Annotated in this window: 15 protein-coding genes; 14 read left to right on the forward strand and 1 reads right to left on the reverse strand. The window is 61.5% G+C overall.

Annotated elements, in window-relative coordinates; translation table 11 throughout:
* The first annotated feature begins 4 nt into the window (after positions 1 to 4).
* The 4 genes from ACYVIT_RS13885 to ACYVIT_RS13900 all read left to right on the forward strand — a co-directional run bounded on the left by ACYVIT_RS13885 (position 5) and on the right by ACYVIT_RS13900 (position 2,989).
* Entirely contained in the window at positions 5 to 520 is a 516-nt protein-coding gene (locus ACYVIT_RS13885; RefSeq protein ID WP_415805141.1) for an aromatic-ring-hydroxylating dioxygenase subunit beta, read from the forward strand.
* A gap of 47 nt (positions 521 to 567) precedes the next feature.
* The gene (locus ACYVIT_RS13890) at positions 568 to 1,107 is read left to right on the forward strand and encodes a MarR family winged helix-turn-helix transcriptional regulator (protein WP_415805142.1); all 540 of its coding nucleotides are present in this window, start codon (positions 568 to 570) and stop codon (positions 1,105 to 1,107) included.
* A gap of 80 nt (positions 1,108 to 1,187) precedes the next feature.
* Positions 1,188 to 1,892, forward strand: coding sequence for an SDR family oxidoreductase (locus ACYVIT_RS13895; RefSeq protein ID WP_415805143.1), 705 nt, complete (start codon positions 1,188 to 1,190; stop codon positions 1,890 to 1,892).
* Positions 1,893 to 1,990: 98 nt separating this feature from the next.
* The gene (locus ACYVIT_RS13900; protein WP_415805144.1) at positions 1,991 to 2,989 is read left to right on the forward strand and encodes an SDR family oxidoreductase; all 999 of its coding nucleotides are present in this window, start codon (positions 1,991 to 1,993) and stop codon (positions 2,987 to 2,989) included.
* On the opposite strand, the gene ACYVIT_RS13905 is transcribed toward ACYVIT_RS13900, so the two are convergent.
* The gene (locus tag ACYVIT_RS13905) at positions 2,986 to 4,707 is read right to left on the reverse strand and encodes a hypothetical protein (RefSeq protein WP_415805145.1); all 1,722 of its coding nucleotides are present in this window, start codon (positions 4,705 to 4,707) and stop codon (positions 2,986 to 2,988) included. The two genes, ACYVIT_RS13900 and ACYVIT_RS13905, sit on opposite strands and share 4 nt — an antisense overlap.
* Positions 4,708 to 4,776: 69 nt before the next feature.
* On the opposite strand from ACYVIT_RS13905, the gene ACYVIT_RS13910 reads away from it, so the two are divergent.
* Genes ACYVIT_RS13910 through ACYVIT_RS13955 form a run of 10 tightly spaced genes read left to right on the forward strand, consistent with a single transcriptional unit; the run spans position 4,777 to position 23,598 of the window.
* The gene (locus ACYVIT_RS13910; protein WP_415805146.1) at positions 4,777 to 5,373 is read left to right on the forward strand and encodes a CinA family protein; all 597 of its coding nucleotides are present in this window, start codon (positions 4,777 to 4,779) and stop codon (positions 5,371 to 5,373) included.
* Positions 5,366 to 6,433, forward strand: coding sequence for a mechanosensitive ion channel family protein (locus tag ACYVIT_RS13915; RefSeq protein WP_415805147.1), 1,068 nt, complete (start codon positions 5,366 to 5,368; stop codon positions 6,431 to 6,433). The genes ACYVIT_RS13910 and ACYVIT_RS13915 overlap by 8 nt, the downstream gene beginning before the upstream one ends.
* Before the next feature lie 54 nt (positions 6,434 to 6,487).
* Positions 6,488 to 8,026 carry a glycogen synthase GlgA gene (glgA, locus tag ACYVIT_RS13920; protein WP_415805148.1) on the forward strand — a complete coding sequence of 513 codons (1,539 nt, stop codon included), beginning with the start codon at positions 6,488 to 6,490 and terminating at the stop codon, positions 8,024 to 8,026.
* Positions 8,027 to 8,039: 13 nt separating this feature from the next.
* Positions 8,040 to 11,132 (forward strand): alpha-1,4-glucan--maltose-1-phosphate maltosyltransferase, encoded by a 3,093-nt coding sequence (locus ACYVIT_RS13925; protein WP_415805149.1) that lies wholly within the window; start codon positions 8,040 to 8,042, stop codon positions 11,130 to 11,132.
* Positions 11,129 to 14,410 carry a maltose alpha-D-glucosyltransferase gene (treS, locus tag ACYVIT_RS13930; RefSeq protein WP_415805150.1) on the forward strand — a complete coding sequence of 1,094 codons (3,282 nt, stop codon included), beginning with the start codon at positions 11,129 to 11,131 and terminating at the stop codon, positions 14,408 to 14,410. The genes ACYVIT_RS13925 and treS overlap by 4 nt, the downstream gene beginning before the upstream one ends.
* Complete coding sequence (gene glgB, locus ACYVIT_RS13935; protein ID WP_415805151.1) at positions 14,407 to 16,554, forward strand: 1,4-alpha-glucan branching protein GlgB; 2,148 nt, start codon at positions 14,407 to 14,409, stop codon at positions 16,552 to 16,554. Before treS ends, glgB begins: the two co-directional genes overlap by 4 nt.
* An 18-nt stretch (positions 16,555 to 16,572) precedes the next feature.
* Entirely contained in the window at positions 16,573 to 18,669 is a 2,097-nt protein-coding gene (gene glgX, locus ACYVIT_RS13940) for a glycogen debranching protein GlgX (RefSeq protein WP_415805152.1), read from the forward strand.
* Positions 18,666 to 20,420: a malto-oligosyltrehalose trehalohydrolase gene (gene treZ, locus ACYVIT_RS13945; RefSeq protein WP_415805153.1), complete on the forward strand. Its 1,755-nt coding sequence runs from the start codon at positions 18,666 to 18,668 to the stop codon at positions 20,418 to 20,420. The genes glgX and treZ overlap by 4 nt, the downstream gene beginning before the upstream one ends.
* Positions 20,417 to 22,510, forward strand: a complete 2,094-nt coding sequence (gene malQ, locus ACYVIT_RS13950) for a 4-alpha-glucanotransferase (RefSeq protein ID WP_415805154.1) — start codon at positions 20,417 to 20,419, stop codon at positions 22,508 to 22,510. The genes treZ and malQ overlap by 4 nt, the downstream gene beginning before the upstream one ends.
* Positions 22,507 to 23,598, forward strand: coding sequence for a DNA topoisomerase IB (locus ACYVIT_RS13955; protein ID WP_415805155.1), 1,092 nt, complete (start codon positions 22,507 to 22,509; stop codon positions 23,596 to 23,598). Before malQ ends, ACYVIT_RS13955 begins: the two co-directional genes overlap by 4 nt.
* Positions 23,599 to 23,615 lie beyond the last annotated feature (17 nt).

Below are 23,615 nucleotides of genomic sequence, written 5' to 3' on the forward strand. Positions count from 1 at the left end.
CGACATGAACGAAAAGAACACTTACGTGCCTAGCCGTTTAGCCATTGAGAAAGCGGTATTGCTGAAGGCCGAAATAGAACTGTTCCATGCAGAATATTGTGCAGCACTAGATGGCGGCGATGTAGAGCGATGGCCTGATTTTTTTACGGCCGACGCGCTCTATCGAATCACCTCTCGTGAAAATGCGGAATTGAATCTGCCCGTTGGTCTGGTCTACGCCGAGGGCCGTGACATGATGCATGACCGTGCCATAGCGATTTCCCGTACTCAAATGTTCGCACCCCGTTATTTGCTGCACATTGTCAGCAATGTACGTGTGATCGATGACACGGACAGCGAGGTTGAGGCGCACGCCACCTTTCTATTGATGCAGACGCTCGTGGAAGGCCCCACGACGGTACACCTGGCCGGCAGCTATCACGACGTGTTTGTCCGGGAGCACGGCCGTTTGCTGCTAAAACGACGCGACGTCATTTACGATACCAACATTCTGGCGAATGATCTGGTCCATCCTGTATAAAATCTCAGTCTTCCCTCGCCGCTGGCGGGGATTGGAAACTCGGTCGCATGACACTATCAAAGAAGCAGACTCCCGTTACCCGAAAATCAGCCTCCCCAAAGGCATCCAGCACGAATGAGGCTGCGGACGTGGCCCGCGAGGTACTGTGGGAACGGCCCGGGTTCCTCGTACGGCGTTTGAACCAGATCCACTACGCCATGTTCTTTGAGGAATGTCATGCTCACAACATCACACCGGTCCAGTACGGCATCCTGACCGCCTTGTCGCTCGTGCCGTGGATGGATCAGACAGAGATAGGCATGGACGTGGGGCTGGACCGCACGACCACGGCAGATGTGGTCAAACGGCTGCAAGAACGCGGCCTGATCGAACGCCGCACCAATCCCGCAGACAAACGCTCACGCCAGGCCAAACTGACCAAAGAAGGCGCCAGTGTGGTCGAGGAGCTCCATGCTGGCATGGCGCGCGCCCAGGAGCGTCTGCTGGAACCACTGACCGCGCGCAGCCGAGAGGTGTTCATGCGTTTGCTCGCTACGCTGGTAGAGGGCAACAACCAGTATGGCCGCACGGTACTGCGCGGTTTCTGAGGGTCGCCGACGGGCAGGCCACCGAGATACTGCTACCCTCTCGTACACCATATATCGTTTTTTTGTTTGCAGGAGTCACTATGAAAGCAGAAAAAGTCGCATTGATCATTGCAGGCGGCAGCGGCATGGGCGCGGCTGCAGCCCGGCGTCTGGCCGCGGACGGTTTCAAGGTCGGGATTCTGTCGTCGTCCGGCAAGGGCGAGGCACTGGCCCAGGAACTGGGCGGCATCGGCGTCACAGGCAGCAATCAGTCCAACGACGATCTGCGCCGCCTGGTCGATGCGGCTGTCGCGAAATGGGATCGGATCGACGTGCTGGTCAATAGTGCCGGGCACGGACCGCGTGCGCAGATTCTGGAGATCAGCGACGATGACTGGCACAAGGGGATGGACACCTATCTGATGAACGTGATCCGCCCGACTCGTCTGGTGACCCCTGTCATGCAGAAACAGAAAGGCGGCGCAATCATCAATATTTCCACCGCGTGGGCGTTCGAGCCCAGCGATATGTTTCCGACGTCGGCAGTGTTCCGCGCCGGGTTGGCGGCGTTCAGCAAGATTTTTGCCGATACGTATGCCCAGGACAATATCCGCATCAACAACGTCTTGCCTGGATGGATCGACAGTCTGCCGCAACGGGATGAGCGTCGTGACAACGTGCCAATGAAGCGTTACGGCACAAGTGACGAAATTGCCGCCACGGTAGCCTTTCTGGCGAGCGAAGGTGCGGCGTACATCACCGGGCAGAATATTCGGGTCGATGGCGGATTGACCCGGTCTGTATGACGAAGGGATGAGCGCCCTCGCCCACGTTTTTACGGCAGCGAGGGCCCCATCCAGGCACGGGGCTTGCAGCGACTTCCGGTTTTCACAGGGAGGTCGCGATGCGTAAATTGAATTTGAAACCGTTGGCTGAGCAGGTGCTCGTCATCACTGGCGGCAGCAGCGGTATTGGGGCGGCCACGGGCCGCGCCGCTGCCCGGGCAGGCGCTCGGGTCGTCCTGGCCGGCCGCGATGCGGCTGAATTGGACAAGGTAGCGGAATCGATCCGAACTGACGGCGGCCAGGTTACTACCGTAACGATGGACGTGGGGATCGAGGAAGATCATCACAGATTGCTGCAGGCAGCGCTGGAAGCCTATGGTTCGGTCGATACGTGGGTGAACAACGCCGGCGTGTCTATTTTCGGGCCATTGCAAAGCGTACCGATTGAAGATCAGCGCAAGCTCTTCGAGACGGACTACTGGGGCGTGGTGTATGGGTCGCTCACGGCCGTACCCTATTTACGAGAGCGAGGCGGCGCACTGATCAACGTGGGCAGCGAAGTCTCCGATCGGGCAATTCCCATGCAAGGCGCATATTCGGCCGCCAAGCATGCCGTGAAAGGGTTTACCGATGCCTTGCGCATGGAGCTGATGCAAGAAAACTTGCCAGTGAGCGTGACGCTGATCAAGCCCGGATCTATCGATACGGACTACACACGCCGCGCGCGCAACTATATGGACGTCGAGCCCGTCTTGCCGCCTCCGATTTATTCGCCGGAAGCGGTGGCGCAGGCCATTCTGTATGCGGCCCACAAACCGCAGCGGGATCTGTATGTCGGCTCGGCCGCCAAGATCATGTCCTCGCTGGGCCATCGTGCACCGGGCTTGATGGACGCGCTGGGGGGGTGGCTGACGCGGCATCAACGCAGCGACGTGCCAGCCACCGAGGGCGGCGACGGGTTATACGAGCCTGGCGTCCGCGCAGCCACGCCATCGCCTTCGAAGGTTCGGCGCCACAGCTATTACACGGAAGTCAACACACGTGGTAAAGGGATGTTCTGGCTGGGGACGGGTGCGGTGCTGTTGGTCGGCACCGTACTCGCCCGACGTCGCCACTAGGCCCGGGCTGCATCTGCGGCGCTGGGACTGGTGACGCCTAGCGCCTGCTCGAGCAGCGCCCCAAGATCGCGCATGCCCTGGACGGCATCCCCCGCGAACCAGACGGCGGCGCAGCGTCTGCCGCGCGCACGTAATTCTGCCAGGTCGGCCTGTGCCTGGGCGGCTTGGCACCTGCCCAATTCGTTGGCGTTGCAAGCCTGGCGGCCGATGAATAGATACGCGCCGCCTGCGGGGCCACCCTTGTGCAGTTGACCGCTGGCATGAAGATAACGTGGTCCAAATCCCGCGGTGGCGGCTGTGCCGAACAGGTCCCTCAGACGGCCTTGCCAATACGAGAGCCACGCGCGGTTGCGCGAATTGCACGGAACATAGGCCAGCAACGCGAAATAGCGTGCAGCCTGCGTCTGCAGCCATTCGCCCAGATCCTGCTTATCGCCGGTGTCAACGATCAGGCTGCCGTAACGTTGCCCGTTTGCCGGCGTCACAGGGGCGCCGAGCAATTGACGGGTGCGCGATTTGCTGGCCTCTACGTCCGGTTGGTCAAAGGGGTTGACCTGGAGGATGGAGCCTGCCAAGGCGGTGGCAAACTGCCAGCGATAGAATTCCTGTGCCAAGGCGGCACCCTCGCCGATTTCCACATCGATGACGGCCTGGCCGGCTGCTCGCAAGGCGTCCCGCTGCCGCTCCATCGTGCTGCCGTGACGCAGTATGACGAACAGGCGGTCTGACGAATAACGGTCCGCCTGCCCTATCGGCTCTTGATTGACGGGGATAAGTCCACCGCCAAACTTTCCTGTCGATTCAGCTAACAGTTGCTCAATCCACTCACCGAGACCCTCGAGTTCGGGCTCGGCCCAGATAGTGACCTTGTCGCGGTGAGCCAGGGCCGCTTCGCCTAATGTCGCCCCTAACAAGGCGGCGGGATTGTTGTTCAGCGGAACCCGTGGACCGCAGTGATTACGCAGCAGCTTGGCGTGGCGTAGAAAGTCTATCGGATCGTGGCCCATGAGAACCAGCGGCACCAGGCCAAAGGGCGAAAGCACCGAGTAGCGTCCCCCTACCGTGCGATCGCCGGTAAAAATGGCGGCATACCCTTGTTGCTCTGCGAGCGCCTGCAACGGCGAGCCGGGATCGGTAATGGCGCAGAAGTGCCGGCCGGCATGGGCGCCGATTCTGTCTCGCGCAATCTTATAGAAGTGTTGCGCGAGCAGTGTCGATTCCATCGTGGTGCCTGACTTGCTGGCGACGATGTGCAGGCAGTTTTCCGGTGCAACGCGGCGCTGCAGCGCTGCCACTTGATCCGGATCGGTCGAGTCCAGCACATGCAGCCGTAGACCGCCAGCCGCGCTGCCCAAGGCATTTTGCAGGACATGAGCCCCCAACGCGGCTCCGCCCATGCCCATGAGGATAGCGTTGACGCAGCCGTTGTCTCGCAGCCATGCGCATTGACCCAGATAGCGGCGTATCACGGATTCCTGGCGCGACGGGTCGACCCATCCCATCCAATGGCTCTCGTCAGTATCGGTCCATAGTTTGGCGTCGCCTGCCCATAATCGAGATACCCAGCGCTGCGCTCGCATGGCCTGCAAACGCTCGGTAATGCGTCGTCCCAGTTCCGCAGGTAAATACACGTGTTGACGATTGATCGTTGCCGGGTAGGTATGGCGCAGAACGGACGTCGATTGCGCGGCCGAGTACTGGGAGAGCGATTCGAGCATGGGAATGTCCCTGAGGGATGATGAAGTGGGAGAGACACTGCAAGTCGCGTACCCAAGCAGGAACGAGGCTTGCTGCAGCGCACGCATGAATATTGCCCCTGCCCTCCTTCCCTATTCGAACTGCGTGAGCTGCTGCCGAAGGACTATCACATGACGGAAATCGAGAACGTTGCCAACTATCTGCGCCGTCGCAGCCTGACGCTGGCGACCGCTGAAAGCTGCACGGCCGGCCTGATTGCGGCTCAACTGGCCGAGGTGCCGGGTGCGGGCGGCTTGCTGGAATGTGCGTTCGTGGTCTATTCACCTGCTGCCAAACGTAGTTGTCTGGGGGTTTCCGACGAGATCCTGCGTCAATACAACCTGACCAGCACGGAAGTCTCGTGCGCCATGGCGAAAGGCGCCGCCGAACGTTGCAGCGCATCGGTGATCATCGCCAATACCGGTGTGGCCGATGATGGCGGCGAAGGTGTCGAGGCCGGGACGCAATGCTATGCCTGGTTGCTACGCACGCCCGGCATTCCAACCAGGATTTATACCGAAACACGTCAGTTTTCCGGCAGCCGCAACGAGGTGAGGCAGATGGCCGCCGAGTATGCGCTGCAGCGCATTCAGCACTATCACGCGCAATGGTTGGCATCTCGAGAGCGCGGAAACGACGATGATTAGTTTGCCTGACTTATATGCAGAGTACGGCGCGATATGGGGCGCCTGGTTTGGAACGCTGGCACTGGCCGCTGTGTTGTTCATAGGTTTTGTCTCGGTATTGAATGTCGTGAGACGTCAAGCGACATCCCGTATGGCCGAGGGCACTCATCCTTACGCATCGGCATTGCTGGCGGTGGTCACACGCACCAATCGGCTGATTATCGCGTTGCTCGCGCTGATGATCGGCATGCGCCTGACTCAAGCGGTATTTCCTTGGCAAAGCTGGGTTTCCGATCATCTCTGGTTCGTGTTGTTGGCGTTACAACTGGCTTTGTGGCTGGACGTTGCCTGCCGCAGCGTGCTGACCATCGTGGGTGAGCGGCTGCGCGCCGGGCGCGTGACCATCACGCTGCTTTCGTTCCTGGTGCGCACGGTAGTGTGGGTGGTGACGTTGCTGGCCATCCTGGACAATTTGGGGGTGAATATTACGGCCCTCGTGACCAGCCTGGGGATAGGCGGCGTCGCCGTGGCGCTGGCGGTGCAAACCATACTGAGCGACCTGTTCGCATCCATTTCGATCGGGCTGGACAAGCCTTTCGAGGTCGGCGACTTTATTGTGTTTGGCTCGGTGGCCGGGTCCATCGAACATATCGGGTTGAAGACGACGCGCATCCGCAGTCTGGGTGGAGAGCAGATCGTCTGTTCGAATACAGAACTGCTGAAGCAGACCATTCAAAACTACAAACGGATGGAGCAGCGGCGGATCATTTTCACCTTACGCGTGCCTTATGACACGCCAGCCGACACGCTGCTCGAACTGCCGGCCGACATCAAGGCGCAGATCGAAGCGCAGGCAGCAACGCGTTTTGACCGGGCTCACGTAGCCAGATTCGGCGACTACGGCCTGGAAATCGAAGCGGTCTATTACGTATTGAGCGCCGATTACAACCGGTATATGGACATTCAACAGGCGATCAACCTAGGGATTGTGCGCGCTTTCGCGGCGCGCGACGTGACCTTGCGTCCCCAGGAACGCACCCTGCACCTGCGTGAGGATGCGGTTCAAAGCGGGGAGATCTAGCCAGGCACGTTACTTGCTCCTGAAGGAGGAAAAGGGCCACAACAAGGAGCCAATATGTCGAGCACAGTACTGATTGTCGCTGGGGAAGCGTATCCGCTGGTAAAGACAGGAGGGTTGGCCGATGCTGTATCGGGCCTGGCCCAGGCGTTGAACCAATCGGGTGCTCAGGTACGGATATTGTTGCCGGCCTACCGAGGCGTGTTGGACAAGGTCCGTATCGACGCCAGTTGGCCAATTGATGGTTTGCCCGGCGGCCCTGCCCGGCTGGTCTCTGGACACTGCCGTTCTACGGGGTTGGCCTGCCTGCTATTGGACAATCCGGTGCTGTTTGACCGGCCCGGATGTTATATCGACGAGTCTGGCCACGACTATGCAGACAACGCATGCCGCTTTGCCGCGCTCGCGCATGCGGCCGCTGCGGTGGCGGCCGGGTTGCCGGGCCTGGAGCGGCCCGCCATCGTACACGCCCACGACTGGCATGCGGCGCTGACGCCGTTACTCATCAAAGGTGCAGGCCTGCGATCGGTAAAAACGGTACTCACTATCCATAATCTGGCATTCCAGGGGGCATTCGATCCTGGTGAAGTGCAACATCTCGGCCTGCCGCCCAATGTGCGCGAAGCCGCCGGGCTCTATGCCTGGGGCCGACTGAATTTTCTGCAAGCCGGCATTCTGCATGCCGATCGCGTGACCACTGTCAGCCACACTTATGCGCGCGAAATTCTCTCGCCCGAGCGCGGCTGCGGACTGGACGGCGCGCTACGTTTTCGAGGAGACGCGCTGGTAGCGTTGCCTAACGGCATTGACGATGAGTTGTGGAATCCGGCGACCAACGTGCATCTGCAGCCTAATGGGTTCAGTGTCAATAATCTGGGGAATAAAACCCGCTGGAAAGAACATGTCCAGCGCGCATTTGGCCTCGCGCAGGATCCAGGCGCGTTGTTGACGGTGTCGTGTTGCCGCCTGACCGAACAGAAGATGGCAGATCTCACGGCCGATACCTTGGCGGATGCGCTCGCCGCCCATCCGCGGCTGCAATTCGCTTTGCTCGGCAAAGGGGAGCAACGATTCGAAGAGGCGTTCAGGCAGATCGCGGCAAAACATCCCGGACGTTGCGGGGTGCATATTGGCTATGACGAGGCAGTCGCTCATCGCTTGCTGGCGGGTGCGGACGTGCTGTGGCACCCCAGCCGCTTTGAGCCGTTCGGATTGACTCCGCTTTACGCGATGCGTTATGGCACGCTGCCCATCGTGACCGCGGTGGGCGGGCTGGCAGACTCGGTTCGCGATCCGGGCGCGCATGCGGGGGAAGCTGCCATGATGCATGCTAACGGCCTGATGCTGGATAGTCAGGACGCGAGCGGTGTGATGGCGGCTCTGGCGCGTGCGGCGCACCTGAAGGCGCATGACGCTGTGTGGCGAGCGATGCAACGCAACGCCATGACGGGGGCCCATGGATGGTCGCATGCGGTTCAGAATTATCTGGACGTGTTTGCCACGCTGACCGGTAGACGCATGCCCGTCGCGCAGCGGCGTGCCGAACGTATACGGCTGAACAAGGCGACACGGGCGCAATCGGCCGTGTCGGCGTAAAACGAGGATGGTGTTGGCTTACTCCCCTGCCCTGCGGCTATTGCGCACGACGCAATGCGGGCGCGACGCGCTCGCGCCATGGGTGCGCGCAGGCGTCAATGCTGTTCTGCTGCCCGCGCCTTGGCGCGGAGCTGGCGTGCAGAACGTTCCGTACGATGCCGACTTGGCCGCCGACGGCAAGGAGCCGGTCCTTGATGCCATTGCGCGCTACGCCGAGTCTGCACACGCGATGGGCCTGACGTGCTATGTCGACGTGATACTGGATCGCGTTGCCCAGGATGCCGTGGCAACGACGGCGCGTGCCGACTGGCTCGCGGTGGACCAGAATCTGCCGGAGCTCGATCCACGACAGCCCCTGGATGCCTTGTCGTCGCGTCAGGTGCGAGGCGATGACGAGGATTTCCTGCGTTGTTGGAGCGAACGTCTGGGCCAATGGCTGAATGCGGGAGTCGACGGCTACTATATTCAACGGCCTCAGGGCCTGCCGCCGGCGATCTGGGCAGATTTGTTAGGCGGTCTGCGTCAGAGGCATCCCGAAGCGCGCTACATCGCCGCGACACAGGGCATGACACCGCACGATCTACAGCAACGCACACATACCGGTTTCGATTGGACGGTGAATTCGCTGCCGTGGTGGGATGGCCGTGACGACTGGCTGGCACAGGAAGACGCCCGCCTGCGCGCCCTGGCGCCTGTACTGGCGCCGTTGGACGCCCGGTCAGACGCCCGCTCGGCCTGGCTGGCTGCGTTTTGCGGCGACGGATTGCTGGTGGATGCGCGCGATGGCGATGGGCCCTCGAGCGACGTGATCGCGGCGCTGCAATGGCATGCTGGAGGCGCACTCTCGGGTCCGTTGACGATCATCGGTGGACAGGCCGGCAGAGCAACGTTGCTGCTGCGCCAGACGCAAGACGATACGACGGTGGGGTTGGCCGTCACGCCACAAGGCGAGTCGTCCAGCCGCATCGATCTGCCACCGTTGGCCGGCGTCTTGCCCACAGGTCCATTGACCGAGCAGGATGTGCCGCCGGCGCTGCACCCTCGCCATGGCGTTGTCGGCGAGAGCGGTTGTTCCCTGCTGGCCTGGCAACCATCCACAGAGGTGACATCAGACGCACGCGCGCCGGCCGACGAACGGCAGCCGCAGGCGCCAAGGCTGGCGATCGAGTCAGTACAGCCGGCACTGGAGCCTGATCGCCTGCCTGTCAAATGCATTGCTCACGAACAAGTGACTGTTCAAGCCACGCTGATCATGGACGGTCACGAGGAACTGGCTGCCGATTTGTGCTGGCGGGCGTGTGACGAACGTCATTGGCATCGTGTGCCCATGCGTCTGCTCGGCAACGACCGGTGGGAAGCAGCGTTTGCACCGCAACGGATTGGCGCCCATGAGTATCGGGTGCAGGCCTGGCAAGATGTGTGGGCAGGCTACTGCCATGAATGGCGCAGCAAGCACACTGCAGGACAGTCTCTGCATATGCCTTTGCGCGAGGGTGCGCAATGGCTGACGCGTACGATTGCCAAGGCCGAACGTGACAATGCCCCGTCTGGCATTCGTACCGGACTAAAACGTGCGCTGAAAACGCTGAAGCAGGTTTTTGATGGCGGCGTGACCTTGGACCGTGCTTTACAGCAGCTCTGCGATCCCCTGCTGGCGGCAGCGATACGAGAGACGGCGCAGCGGCCGCATGCGCGCGCCAGCACCGTCTATCCGCTGTGGGTGGATCGCAATCGTGCCCGCCATGCAGCGTGGTATGAGCTGTTTCCACGCTCCCAGGCCGCGAGCGGCCATGGCTGCTTTGACGACGTCATCGACCGGTTGCCGGATATCCGTGAGATGGGCTTTGACGTGTTGTATCTGCCCCCGATTCATCCCATAGGTCAACGCAACCGCAAGGGCCGCAACAACAGTTTGAAGGCAGACCCTGACGATGTCGGCAGTCCTTATGCCATTGGCTCGGCCGCAGGTGGACACGATGCCGTGGCGCCAGAACTCGGTACGTTGGACGATTTCGATCGCCTGCTGGCGGCCACACACGCCGAGGGCATGGAAATGGCGCTGGATTTCGCTATCCAATGCTCGCCCGATCATCCATGGCTCAAATCCCACCCGAACTGGTTTTCGTGGCTGGCCGACGGCAGTCTGCGTTACGCCGAGAATCCACCGAAGAAATACGAAGACATCGTCAATGTCGCGTTCTACGAGAATACGCCGCCGTGGCGCCGTAAATCGCCCGTGTGGCGGGCGTTACGTGACATTGTGCTGTTCTGGGCGCAACGTGGCGTACGCATATTCCGCGTGGATAACCCCCATACGAAACCCCTGCCGTTCTGGCAGTGGTTGATCACCGAAGTCCGTGCCAAATACCCCGACACCTTGTTTCTGTCAGAGGCATTCACCCGGCCAGCGATGATGTACCGGCTCGCCAAGATCGGATTCACGCAGTCGTACACTTATTTCACGTGGCGTAACCACCGGCAGGAATTGGCGGAGTATTTCACTGAGCTGTCGAGCGAGCCGGTAGCCAGTTTTTTCCGGCCACATTTCTTTGTCAACACACCGGACATCAATCCGTACTACTTGCAATCGCATGGCCGTCCGGGTTTCCTGGCGCGGGCCGCGCTCGCTGCGACGGGATCGGGTCTATGGGGCGTCTATAGCGGATTCGAACTGTGTGAATCGGCCGCGTTGCCTGGACGCGAGGAATATCTCGACTCCGAAAAGTACGAACTACGCCCTCGCGACTGGCACATGCCTGGCAACATCCGCTCGGAAATCGCACAGCTCAATGCCATCCGCCGCGCTAACCCTGCCCTGCAAACGCATCGCGGTTTCCAGCCCCTGAATGCGGGGCCTGACACAGTGATGGCCTATATCAAGCGGGCATCTGGCGGCGCCAATGTGATCCTGGTCATCATCAATCTCGACCCTCAAAACACCACAGAGGCCGAAGTACGGCTGCCCGAGCCTGTCGCGCATGCCGACGATCTATTAACGGGCGTGCACAGCGCCTGGCATGACAGCGTTGCGCGAGTCAGGCTCACACCCGAAGCCCCCTACTCTATCTGGAGATTACCGGCCGACCCCTGCAGGAGCGCAACATGACTCAGCCCCCAAGCGAAGATCTGCTCTGGTTCAAGGACGCCGTCGTGTATCAGTTGCATGTGAAGTCGTTCTTTGACTCGAACGACGACGGCGTGGGCGATCTGCCTGGTCTTTTGGCGAAGCTCGATTATGTGGCGAGCCTGGGCGTGACCGCGATCTGGCTGTTGCCGTTCTATCCGTCGCCGCGCCGCGATGACGGATATGACATCGCTGACTATCGGACAGTCCATCCCGACTACGGCACGGTCAGCGATCTGCGCCGCTTGATTCGCGCGGCACATGAACGTGGCCTGCGAGTGATTACCGAGCTGGTCGTCAACCATACGTCAGATCAACATCCCTGGTTCCAACGCGCCAGGCGCGCCAAGCCTGGTTCGGCTGCACGAAACTATTATGTGTGGTCCGACTCGGATCGAGATTATGCCGACACCCGCATCATCTTTTGCGATACCGAGACATCGAACTGGAGCTGGGACCCCGTCGCACAGGCCTATTACTGGCATCGTTTCTACAGCCATCAACCCGACCTGAATTACGACAACCCGCGCGTACTGCGCGAGGTCATCAGCGTGATGCGCTACTGGCTCGATATGGGGGTGGACGGACTACGCCTGGATGCAGTGCCCTATCTGGTGGAACGTGAAGGGACCAATAATGAAAATCTGCCGGAGACCCATGCAGTGCTCAAACAAATACGGGCTGTCATCGAGCGCGAGTATCCTGGACGCATGTTGCTGGCCGAAGCCAATCAATGGCCGGAGGATGCGCAGGAATACTTTGGCCAGGGCGACGAATGCCACATGTCTTTTCATTTCCCGCTGATGCCGCGCATGTATATGGCCATCGCGCAGGAAGATCGATTTCCCATCATCGATATCATGCGCCAGACGCCGGACATCCCGGAAAACTGCCAATGGGCCATCTTTCTGCGCAATCACGATGAGTTGACGCTGGAAATGGTGACGAGCCGGGAACGGGACTATTTGTGGAAGGTCTACGCGGCGGACACACGCGCCCGCATCAATCTGGGCATTCGCCGCCGGTTGGCGCCGCTGCTTGAACGCGATCGTCGCCGGGTTGAGTTGATGAACAGCCTGTTGCTGTCCATGCCCGGTACGCCCGTGCTGTATTACGGTGACGAACTCGGAATGGGCGACAACATTCATTTGGGCGATCGCGATGGTGTACGTACGCCGATGCAATGGTCCGCGGACCGTAATGGCGGGTTCTCGCGCGCTGATCCGGAACGGTTGCAGTTGCCTCCGATCATGAGCCCGCTGTATGGCTACGAGGCCGTTAACGTGGAGGCACAGCAGCGCGACCCCCACTCGCTGTTGAACTGGACACGCCGCATGCTGGCGCAACGCCGCCAGACCCAGGCGTTCGGTCGCGGCACGCTGCGCTTTCTCTCGCCTGGCAATCGCAGAATATTGGCCTATCTGCGCGAATGGCAGGACACGAGCATCCTGTGTGTGGCCAATCTGTCGGCCGCCGCGCAACCGGTCGAATTGCCCTTGCAGGCATACGCCGGCACGGTGCCGGTCGAGCTGTTAGGCGGCTCGGCGTTTCCGGCGATCGGAGAACTGCCTTATCTGTTGACGTTGCCGCCCTTTGGTTTCTATTGGTTCGAGTTGAGCCGCGATGCCAGTGTCCCGGCCTGGCATGCTCAGGCGCCAGAACAGATGACCGAACTGATCACCCTGGTGCTGAAGCCGCGCGGCGATCTGGCCCTGACCGATGGCGCACGGCGCGCATTTGAGAACGAGGTCTTGCCCGAGTATCTGGCGCGTCAGCGATGGTACCCAGGTAGCGCGGCACGCGACCTGAGCGTGAGTGCGGTCTTGCCGCTGCCGGGCCACGAGGGGCAGTACTACTGGTTGGCAGTTCATCATGCGGCCGGCAAGCCTGATCTGCAGCTGCCGCTCGCACTGGTGTGGGATGACTCGATCGATGTCAGCTATCCAGCCGCCCGGTTGCGGCGTGGCGCCGTCACAGGCTACCTGGCTGACGCTTTTCTGCAGGAGGCTTTCGTGCGGGCATTAGTCGATGGATTGCGTCAAGGTGCCGGCGACGGTGGGCCGCTGGTTTTCCATGCAGAGCCCACAGTTGCGGAGTTGGCCGGCGCAGAGACTCCTACCGTTCGGTGGTTGAACGTTGAACAAAGCAACAGTTCTGCGATCGTGGACGAACAGGTGATGGTCAAGGTGCTGCGCGCACCGCCTGAAGGCCCTTCCCTCGAGGCAGAAATGGGACGCAGGCTGGCCGCCGGGGGCTTTCACAATATGCCGGCACTGCTGGGTACGCTGCAGTGCCAGCGCGATGGCAAGAACACGACGCTGGCGCTATTTCATCGTTACGTGCCTAATGAGGGCGACGCGTGGACATGGACGCTCGATTATCTGCGGCGCGTACTGGATGCGGCCTTGGTCGCTGACGAAGACGCCAATGCCTTCGAAGAGCACTTGGCCGGATATAACGCGTTCGTTCGTGTCATCGGACAACGCCTGGCGCAGATGCATGCCGCCTTGCACGAGACCGGCGATCGCCCGGGTGACGGCGATGAAACGGCAATGCGAGTACTGACACAGTTGCGGATGGCGCTGGACGTGATTCAGCGCCACCATGCCAGTCTGCCTCCTGCGCTGCAATCCAGCGGCCAATGGCTGGCTGAACATGCGCCGCGCCTCGAAGCATGCATTCGGGAACTGGCGGCGATTGAACATGGCGTGCCTTGTCAATCGGTGCATGGGGATTTTCATCTGGGCCAGGTGCTCGTTGTGCAGACCGACGCGTATCTGATCGATTTCGAAGGCGAACCGCTGCGCGATGCAGAACAACGCCAGGCGGCGAGCACGGTGTATAAGGATCTGGCAGGCATGCTGCGGTCCTTTGACTACGCCGCGAGCGTGGCGGCGCGCGCCACCGCGTTGGCGCCCCTATCGCCCGAGGGCCCGGGCGCTCCGCCGGCAGACGCGTTGGCCGGCACGGTGTCCAGCCATCACGATGTGCTGCTGGGACGCTTCCGTGCCTTGGCGGCAACGGCGTTTTTGGATGGCTATCGCGAATCGCGATCAGATGGCGCGGCACTGCCGCCCGATCAGGAACAATCGCTGTTGGCGCTGGCGCAACTCGAGAAGGCGGCATATGAAGTGTGTTACGAGGCGGCGCATCGCCCCGACTGGTTGCCGGTGCCGCTGGCGGCGCTGGCTGAACTGGGACGTGAGCTGCTGCTCTCCGCTGCCCTGCGCAAAGAAGGCCCTGTGGAGGATGCCCGATGAGTAATGACCGTCTTTCCGACACTGACCGCCGCGCATTGCTGGAGGGTTCACACAGTGATCCGTTTTCCGTGCTCGGCCCGCATGGAGATATCCTGCGGGTACTGATGCCAGGTGCGGTAAGCGTGCAGGCTCAGTTGGCTGACGGTGAAACGATAGATCTGTCCGGACAGGACGGTTTGTTCCACGCCCGCGTGCCCGGCCTGCGATCACGCGGGCCGCTAGGCTACCGGTTACGCGTGCGCTGGCCGGACAGCGAAGAAGAGCTATTCGACCCTTATGCCTTTGATTCGTGCTTGTCGGATGCAACGCTGGCGGCGTTTTCACAGAGCGACTGGCGCGCAGTGTTCGACATGTTACCCAGGCTGGACGAATGCCAGGGTGTCCGCGGACTGCGTTGCAGTGTATGGGCACCGAACGCCCGGCGTGTATCGCTGGCGGGCGACTTCAATGGCTGGGACGCGCGTCGTCATGGTATGCGGTTGCGCCATCAAGCCGGTGTGTGGGAATTCTTTTTGCCGCACGCCCAGGCCGGTCAGCGCTACAAGTTCGCCGTGCTCGATCATCAGGGGCAACTACGTTGGAAAGCCGATCCGCTCGCGCAGCAAACCGAGTGTCCGCCGGATACGGCGTCTGTGATCACCGACCCGCAGCCGTATGAGTGGCAGGATGATGCCTGGATGAATGCGCGCGACGCCTCGCCGGAACAACCCGTCGCCATTTACGAAGTGCATGCGGGATCGTGGGGCAACGAGAAAGATTGGGACAGCCTGAGCGAACGTTTGCCCGCGTACGTCAGCGCCATGGGATTCACTCATGTGGAATTGATGCCGGTCGCCGAGTATCCGTTTGGCGGATCCTGGGGCTATCAACCGCTCGGGCAATTCGCGCCTACTGCGCGTTATGGGTCACCGACCGCCTTGGCGAGATTCATCGATCGCTGCCATGCCGTCGGGCTGGGCGTGATCATGGACTGGGTGCCGGCACATTTTCCCGATGATCCGCACGGACTGGCTCGTTTTGACGGCACCGCGTTGTACGAGTATGCGGACCCGCGTGAGGGCTATCACCCGGATTGGCACAGCTGCGTCTATAACCTGGGGCGAAACGAAGTCCGCGCCATGCTGTTGGCCAGCGCCCATCAGTGGCTCGACCGTTTTCACATCGATGGGCTGCGTGTCGACGCCGTGGCATCGATGCTGTATCGCGATTACAGCCGGGCGCCGGGCGAATGGCTGCCCAACCGTTATGGTGGGCGAGAGAACCTGGAGGCGATCGATTTTCTGCGGATACTCAATGACAGTGTGCATGGTCGCGAGGACGGCAGCATCACGGTAGCCGAGGAATCCACGGCATGGCCTGGCGTGACCGGCTCCACCGCGGGCGGCGGGCTGGGCTTTGACTATAAGTGGAACATGGGTTGGATGAACGACACGCTGCGGTATATGAAAGAAGATCCCCTGCATCGCCGCTATCATCATCGCGATATGACGTTCGGCCTGGTGTACGCGTACTCCGAGCATTTCATTCTGCCGCTGTCGCATGACGAAGTCGTCCATGGCAAAGGCTCGTTATTGACCAGGATGCCCGGCGATCACGAGTCACGCATCGCCAATTTGCGCGCCTATTTTGGCTATATGTGGATGCACCCCGGCAAGAAACTGCTGTTCATGGGCGGCGAGCTGGCGCAGCCGCACGAATGGCATCATGACCACGTGCTGGACTGGAACCTGCTGGACCAGCCCACGCATCGCGGCGTACAGCGGCTAGTGCGCGCATTGAATCAGTTTTACCGCAATGAGCCTGTGCTCTTCCAGGCGGATAGCGACCCGGCGGGATTCGCCTGGACAATCGGTGACGATGCCGACAATAGTGTGTTGGCCTTTGAACGCCGCAGCGGCGATGCGCCGCCATTGTTGGTGATCTGCAATCTGACGCCCGTCGCGCGTCACGGTTATCGCGTTGGCGTCTCACGCGCCGGCAACTGGCGCGAGCGGCTGAACACCAGCGACGCGGCATACGGCGGACACCTGGAGTCCGACGGCCGGAGTTGGGGAAGTGAGGATATTCCGGCTCACGGTCATTCCCATAGCCTGAGCCTCAGCTTGCCCGGCCTGACTACGCTGGTGCTCAAACCTGTCGATTGACGAGGAGATCTGCCCATCATGGATGCAACGCTCTCAGCGCCTTTGATGCCTGGATCTCCGTACCCGCTGGGCGCGACCAGTGATGGTTTAGGCATCAACTTCGCCGTTTTCTCCGCCAACGCGACGCAGATCGACCTGTGTCTGTTCGACACCAAAGCCCGCAAGGAATTGCGGCGCGTGCGATTGCCCGAATGCACCGACGAAATCTGGCACGGCTACTTGCCGGACGCGCAGCCCGGCCTGATCTATGGCTATCGGGCACACGGTCCCTATGATCCGCAGCACGGACATCGCTTTAATCCCAACAAGCTGCTGCTTGATCCCTATGCGCGCCAATTGCATGCGCCACTGCGGTGGGGAGACGCACTGTTCGGCTATCGCATGGGGCACCCTCGCGGCGACCTGACGATGGACCGGCGCGATAGTGCGCCGTTGATGCCAAAAGGCATTGTCACCGCCGACACGCCGTTCAACTGGGGCAGCTCACGTGCGCCGGCGATCAATTGGCAGGATACCGTCGTCTACGAGGTCCATCTACGCGGTGCTTCGATGCAAAGAGACGATTTGCGTGTGCCCATACGGGGGACGGCCGCCGCACTCGGCGATGCACGCTTTATCGATCATTTGCTGCGCCTGGGCATCACTACGCTCGAAATCATGCCGGTGCACGCCTTTCTGCAGGATCGATTCTTGATCGAAAAAGACCTGCGTAACTATTGGGGCTACAGTACGTTGTCATATTTCGCGCCCGAGCCAGCCTATACGCCCCAAGGCGCCAACGAGCTGCGCCAAGCCGTGCGGCGTCTGCATGCGGCCGGGATTCAAGTCTGGCTCGATGTGGTCTACAACCATACATGCGAAGGCAATGAGTGGGGACCCACCCTGTCCTGGCGCGGCCTGGACAATGCGAGCTACTACCGGCTTATTCCCGGTGAGGAACGCCACTATATCAACGATACCGGCTGCGGCAATACCCTGAATCTGTCGCATCCGCGTGTGCTGCAGATGGTGATGGATTCGTTGCGCTACTGGGCTGAGTCATATGGCATCGACGGGTTCCGTTTTGACCTGGGCGTGACGCTGGGCCGGGAAGGCACCGGGTTTGATCCTGGATCTGGATTCTTTGATGCCATTCTGCAGGATCCTTTGCTGGCGCGTTGCAAGCTGATTTCCGAGCCATGGGATATCGGCCCCGATGGTTATCAACTGGGCAATCATCCGCCAGGCTTTGCAGAGTGGAACGGGGTGTTCCGCGATACGTCGCGACGCTACTGGCGCGGCGACGAAGGCCAGCGCGGCGCGATGATGGACGCGCTCACCGGCTCGCGCCCGCTATTCGACCGCCGTCATCGCAGGCCTTGGGCCAGTGTGAATTTCATCACTTCGCATGACGGATTCACGCTGGCAGACCTGGTCAGCTATGCGGAACGGCATAACGAGGCGAATGGAGAAGACGGCCAGGATGGTCATCCGGACAATCTCAGCCATAACTGGGGAGCCGAGGGACCTACGGATGAGCCGGAGATCCGTGAAACCCGATTGCGCGTGACCCGCGCATTATTGACGACGCTGCTATGTGCCGACGGCACGCCGATGATTTTGGCAGGCGATGATTTCGGTAATAGCCAGGCCGGTAACAACAATGCCTATTGCCAGGATAATCCGCTGTCGTGGTTGGACTGGACGCAGGCAGACAGCGCAGAGGGACGCGAGCTCAGCCAATTCGTTTCACGCCTGACGGCCTTGCGCCGGGCTCATCCGAGCCTGCGTACCGAGCGTTACGGCGATCCTGGCCAGGAGTTGGCGCCAGCCTTGCAACGCATCGGCTGGTTCGAGCCCAGCGGTGAGCCGTTGGCACAACCGGACGATGGGGCCGGATTGGCACTGCGTCGATGCGCGGCACGCGCCGACGGCACGCTGGACATCACGTTGCTGATGTTGAACCCTACCGCCGAGCCGCTGGCCTTTACGCTGCCCGCGCCCGATCTGGCCTGGACGCAAGAGCTGGATACCTCGACGTTGCCGACTGCCGGCGGGCCGCCAGAAGGCGAGGTGCTGGTCCAGGGGCACAGCGCCGTGCTGCTGTCTGCCACCCATCCAGGAGGCGGAGCATGAGCCCATACTATGGCGCCAATGTGCAGTCTGACGGCAGCACAGTATTCAGACTCTGGGCTCCTACAGCGGAGACTGGCCTGCGTCTGGAAATCTCAGGCCGCGCATCGGTTGATCTGCGGCCAGCACCGGATGGGCTGGTAGAACATCGTGTACCTGACTGCCCTCCCGGCACGCGCTACCGTTACCGGCTGGCCGATGGCACCCCTATTCCGGACCCCGCATCGCGCCTGCAGGCTGGCGATGTGCACGACTGCAGCATTGTGATGGGACAGGACGAGTATGCGTGGCATTACCCATCCTGGCAGCCGCCGCCATGGGAGCGCACCGTTCTGTACGAAGTCCACGCAGGACTGGCCGGCGGCTACAACGGCCTGCGCGAACGGCTCCCCGAATTAGCTGCGCTGGGGATTACCGCTATTGAATTGATGCCGATATCCGACTTTCCCGGCCCGCGGAATTGGGGCTATGACGGTGTTCTGCCGTACGCGCCCGACACCGCGTACGGCACGCCCGCAGAGCTGAAATGCCTGATCGATTGCGCACATGGACTAGGGCTGGCCGTGATGCTGGACGTGGTCTATAACCACTTTGGTCCGGATGGCAACTATCTGCCTCGGCTCGCGCAGCCCTTTTTTCGCGAGGACGTGGCCACGCCCTGGGGCGACGCGATCGACTTTCGCCGCCCGGAAGTCAGGCGTTTTTTCGAGGATAGCGCCTGTTATTGGCTGGATGAATATCGCTTTGATGGCCTGCGATTGGACGCTGTGCATGCCATCGAGGACGAGGACTGGCTGCTGGAGCTACCGCAGCGACTGCGGCAGCGCCTCGCACCACGCCGCATCTATCTCGTGATCGAGGACGATAAAAATAGATCCCGGCTGTTGCGCGCCGGCTTTGATGCCCAGTGGAACGACGACGGCCATCATGTCTTGCATCACCTGCTGACTGGCGAGACGGCGAGCTATTACAGCGATTACGCCGACGCCCCTGCCCGCATGCTGAGCCGCTGTCTGGCACAAGGCTGGCAATATCAGGGCCAGGCGTCACGGTTTCGAAACGGTGAACGCCGTGGTGAGCCCAGCGGCGATTTGCCCCCCTCCTCTTTCGTCTGGTTCCTGCAGAATCATGATCAAACGGGCAACCGCGCATTGGGCGAGCGCTTGAACCAATTGTGCGACGAGCAGGCTTTGCGGGCCGCGATTGCGCTGCAACTCTTGTCGCCGGGCGTGCCGATGATTTTCATGGGCGAAGAAATCGGGTCGAACGCACCCTTTCTTTACTTCACCAGCCACACTGACGAAGCGCTGGCCGACGCCGTACGGCAAGGGCGCCAGCGTGAATTCGAGGCACTGGCGGCCGTTGCCGATCTGCCTGATCCGAACTCGCCTGACACGTATCTGCGTAGCCGCCCCTGGCAGGAGAACGGTGGCGCACCAGCATGGAAAGGCTATTACAAGCACCTGCTCGATTTACGCCAACGCCATCTGGCGTTCCGCCTCGCGGACGCATGTAGCGAACCAGGCATGGTCCTCGGCCCTGCTGCCGTTCAAGCGCAATGGCGGCTGGGCGATGGCGCTCGGCTGACCGTGTGCAGCAACCTGGGATCAGAACCATGTGGCTTGCGCCATCCTCTCTCCGCCACCCATCGCCAGTCGTTGCGCTATGAGAGTATCGATGGCGGTTTGGCCCGCGCCGCCGCCGGCGAGCTGCCTGCCCGCTGCACACTCTGTGTGCTGGAGGAGCCCCAATGAGCGATGCTGTCGCGCCCGACCTGTCTGCGCTAGCCCGTCGCTGCGGGCTGCAAGAGCATTGGATAGATGCCCATCGACAGGCCCGACGTGTCGGGCCTGAGCAACTGCGCCGGCTGCTTCATGCGCTGGGGGTGCAGTGCGAGAATGCCGACGATGTGGCGGCCGCTCACGCGGCCCTGGACGCGACGCAACCACACGCGCCAGCCCTGCTCGTCGAGCGGACCGGCCATGTCCTGCCTTTGCCGCAGTGGCGCGAGGGTCCGGCCGATCTGGTGTCCGAAGAAGACAATAGCGCACATGCGGTGAACCTTGAGTCGCATGCACAGGGAGCGCAGCTGCGGTTGCCCGTCAAACCGGGCTACTACGAGCTGCGGCAGGCTGGGCAAGCGGCGCAGCGGCTGGCCATCACCCCTCGCGCCCCCGATATGGCCGCCTTGCTCGGACGCGCTCAGCCACGTAGCTGGGGCGTCATGGCACAAGTCTATAGCCTGCGCGAAGCGCATTTCGACCCCGTACATCGCACCTGGGGGCATGGCGATCTGGCGACCGTCGCGAATCTGGCGCAACGCCTGGGCGACGCAGGCGCGGATGTTTTGGCCTTGAATCCGCTGCATGCCATGTTCAGTGCCGATCCCGCTGCATGCAGTCCCTATTCTCCGTCCAGCCGTCTGTTTCTCAATGTGCTCTACGCTGCCCCTGCCCAGGTGCTGGGCGAGGCCGCCGTGCGGCATGCCTTGGACTCATTGCCCCCCATCGATTGGGCGGCATTGGACCAAGGCGCCCAGATCAACTGGCCGCGCGCCGCAGAGGTCCGGCTGCAGTTGCTGCGCCGCCTGCACGACCAATTTGTGATGATGGCCCCCTCGCTGCAGCGAGACTATAGGTCTTTCTGCGAGCGACAAGGCCAGCCCCTGCGGGATCATGCCATTTTCGAGACCCTGCACGCCGCGCATATTGCCGCGCCGGGTCGAATACAGACTTGGACGGCATGGGACAAAACATGGCGTGATCCACGATCTCGCCACGTACAGGATTTCGCCGCTCATCACGCCAAAGAGGTCGATTTCCATTGCTTTGCCCAATGGCTGGCAACGGCGAGTCTGGCTCGGGCTCAGGCCACCGCCCGCCAGGCGGGAATGGGAGTCGGCTTGTTGAGCGACCTGGCGGTAGGCGTCAGCCCGGCAGGCAGCCAGGTCTGGAGCGATCCCGATAGTTTTCTGCATGGCGTATCGATTGGTGCACCGCCGGATGTCCATCAGCCACGCGGTCAATCCTGGGCGCTGGCGGCTTTGTCGCCGTCCGCCTTGCAACGCCGCGGCTATGACGCCTTTCTCGGCGTACTGCGAGCAGCATTGGCCCATACCGGCGGTACGCGCATAGATCATATTCTCGGTATGGAGCGCCTATGGTTAGTGTCCGAGAACGGGGACCCGGCCGATGGCGCCTATCTGCGCCTGCCCGCCGACGCCTTGCTCGGCCTGATCGCGCTGGAGGCCTGGCGCCATCGCGGTCTGGTGATCGGCGAAAATCTCGGCACTGTACCTGCCGGCTTTGATGACCGGCTGCGTGATCATGGTATTGGCGGGATGAATGTGCTGTGGTTCATGCGAGACCCAGAATCAGAGTCAGATCCCGCGCCATTCATGCCCCCGGCACAGTGGCCGAGCGATGCTGCTGCGCTGACGACCACGCATGATTTACCGACCCTGATGGGATGGTGGCATGGTACGGACATCCACCAGCGGCAGGACGCCGACCGGTTGAGCAAAGAAAAGACCGCAACACAGCTGCTGCAGGAACGCCAGGCAGACAAGCTCGCGCTATGGAGCCATCTGGGTGATGGCGGCTCGTTGCCGGCCAGTGCTCCCCTGCCCGCGATGCTTGGCTTTGTCGCGAGTGCGCCTTGTGCGCTGGCGCTGGCCTCGCTGGAAGATATCGCCGGGTTGGATGAGAGCCCCAACGTACCAGGCACCACAGTCGAGTTTCCCAACTGGCGGCGGCGATTGCCGGGCAATACGATTACCGCGATGGACTCGCCTCCGTGGCGCGATCGGCTGCAGGCCCTGCGTCAGACCCGGGAACGTCCATGACGCGCCGCGCGGCTTTACGTCAGCAACTCGATGCCGGTTCCACGGCGGCAGATCGCGCGCGGACGGACGCGCCCGCTCATCCCAGGGAAAGCGCAACGCCTGCAGGCTTGATCTACTACGACGGCAACGAACCCGGATTACGGCGCCAGCGCGGCAAAGACGGCGAATTCCGATATTACGATGTCGATGGCCATCTGATTCGCGATGAAGCGACCTTGGCGCGAATCCGAGCGCTGGCGATACCGCCGGCTTACGAAGAAGTATGGATTTGTCCGTCGCCCGTGGGGCATCTGCAAGCCACAGGTCGCGACGCACGTGGGCGTAAACAATACCGCTATCACGCGGAATGGACTGCCGAGCGCAATGCCGGAAAATTCCAGCAGCTGGCGCTTTTCGGGGCTTCCCTGCCGAAAATTCGCCGGCAGGTCGAGGCGGATCTGGCTCGTCCCGGCCTGCCGCCAGAACGTGTACTGGCGTTGATCGTGACCTTGCTCGAGCGGACCCTCATCCGTATCGGTTCAGACGAGTACGCGCGTGAAAACCGGTCGTATGGATTGACTACCTTGTCGCGGCGCCACACGACAGTGGCGGGCAGCCAAATACGCTTGGCCTTTACCGGCAAAAGCGGCGTCGTGCACGATGTGACCCTGCGTGACCGGCGATTGGCCCGCCTGATACGGCGCTGCATGGAAATTCCAGGCCAGCGTCTATTTCAGTACCAAGACGAATCGGGCGTGCGCCATGCCGTTGATTCCAGTATGGTGAATGACTACCTGCGCGCGGCGGGCGCAGGCGATTTCACCACCAAGCACTATCGGACATGGGCGGCGTCGGTCTTGGCCTATGAGCTGCTGCGTAACGATCCGTCGGCCTCAGCGCCCGATGTGATCAAGGCCGTAGCGCGCACATTGGCCAACACCCCGGCCGTCTGCCGTAACTGTTATGTGCATCCTGCGGTGATCCAGGCACACGAGGCGTCCGCCTTGATCAGCAACGGACCCGCACCGCGTTCGCCCAAGGGGTTGAGCCCGGCGGAGCGGCGTTTCCTGGCGTTCTTGCGAGATCAAGACACCTCAACATCGTCGTAGGAATGGCGCTTGCGGCA

The sequence above is a fragment of the Bordetella muralis genome (assembly GCF_054781015.1).